Raw genomic sequence first — 1,426 nt, forward strand, 5'->3', positions numbered from 1 at the left:
GGCTCTTCGCAGTTGAGGGTGTAGTCGAGGGTCGGCGGCTGGTTCGTGGATAGACGTCGAGGTCTTCCAGGATGGAAGTTCTCACACTGCCCATCTGCCGGAAGACCTCGACTTGCACCACCCTACGTTCGCGACCCCTGACCTCACCACGTTCTGCCGTCTCGATGAGCTCGGCCTCGAAGCCATCGGCCAGTTGATCGAGCCCGACCGGGCGGTACTCGAGTGCCGCGTCGTTGACGATGACCCGTGGTGTCGGAAGTGCGGCGCCGAGGGCGTGCCGCGCGACACCGTGACGCGTCCGCTCGCGCACGAGCCGTTCGGGCACCGGCCCACGACGCTGCTGGTGCGGGTGCGCCGCTACCGGTGCGGCCACTGCCGCCGCACCTGGCGGCAGGACACGACGAACGCGGCGGCGCCGCGGGCGAAGATCTCCCGCGGCGGGGTCGGGTGGGCGCTGAAGGCGATCGTGGTCGACCACCTCACCGTCTCCCGCGCCGCGGCAGGCCTGGGTGTGTCGTGGCACACCGCGAACACCGCGATCCTCGCCGAGGGCAAGCGGCGGCTGATCGACGATCCGGCCAGGTTCGACGGCGTCACCACGATCGGCGTCGACGAGCACGTCTGGCGTCACACCCGGTTCGGTGACAAGTACGTGACCGTGATCATCGACCTCACGCCCGCCCGCAACAAGACAGGTCCCGCACGGCTGCTGGACATGGTCGAGGGTCGGTCGAAGGCGGTGTTCAAGCAGTGGCTCGCCGCCCGGCCCAAGGAGTGGTCGAAGCAGATCGAAGTGGTCGCGATGGATGGGTTCAGTGGGTTCAAGACCGCCGCGTCCGAGGAACTCCCCGACGCGGTCCCGGTGATGGATCCGTTCCATGTCGTCCGGCTCGCCGGTGACGCCCTGGACCGGACCCGGCAGAGGGTTCAGCAGGACACTCTCGGGCACCGCGGTCACGCCGGGGACCCGCTCTACGGGGTCCGCCGCACCCTCCACACCGGCGTGAGCTTCCTCACCGAGAAGCAGACCGCACGGCTGGACGCGGTGTTCGCGGTCGAGGAGCACGTCGAGGTCGAAGCGACCTGGGGCATCTACCAGCGCATCGTCGCCGCCTACCGCGAACCCGACAAGAAGAAGGCGAAGGAGATGATGCGGTCGGTGATCGATTCCGTCAGCAGCGGCGTCCCCGCGATGCTGGCCGAGATTCGCCGGCTCGGTCGGACGTTGAAGCAGCGCGCCGCGGACGTCCTCGCGTTCTTCGACCTGCCCGGCACGAGCAACGGTCCGACAGAGGCGATCAACGGCCGACTCGAGCACCTCCGCGGCTCCGCGCTCGGCTTCCGCAACCTCGCGAACTACACAGCCAGGAGCCTGCTCGAGGCCGGAGGTTTCAGACCCTCGCTACACCCTTGATTCCGAAGAGCC

1 protein-coding gene is annotated in these 1,426 nt (G+C 68.4%); it reads left to right on the forward strand.

The features are described from left to right. The first annotated feature begins 112 nt into the window (after positions 1-112). Positions 113-1,414 (forward strand): ISL3 family transposase, encoded by a 1,302-nt coding sequence (locus tag ACIQCY_RS18245; RefSeq protein WP_364275828.1) that lies wholly within the window; start codon positions 113-115, stop codon positions 1,412-1,414. Positions 1,415-1,426 lie beyond the last annotated feature (12 nt).

The organism is Arthrobacter sp. NPDC092385 (assembly GCF_044755105.1).
GTDB lineage: Bacteria > Actinomycetota > Actinomycetes > Actinomycetales > Micrococcaceae > Arthrobacter_D.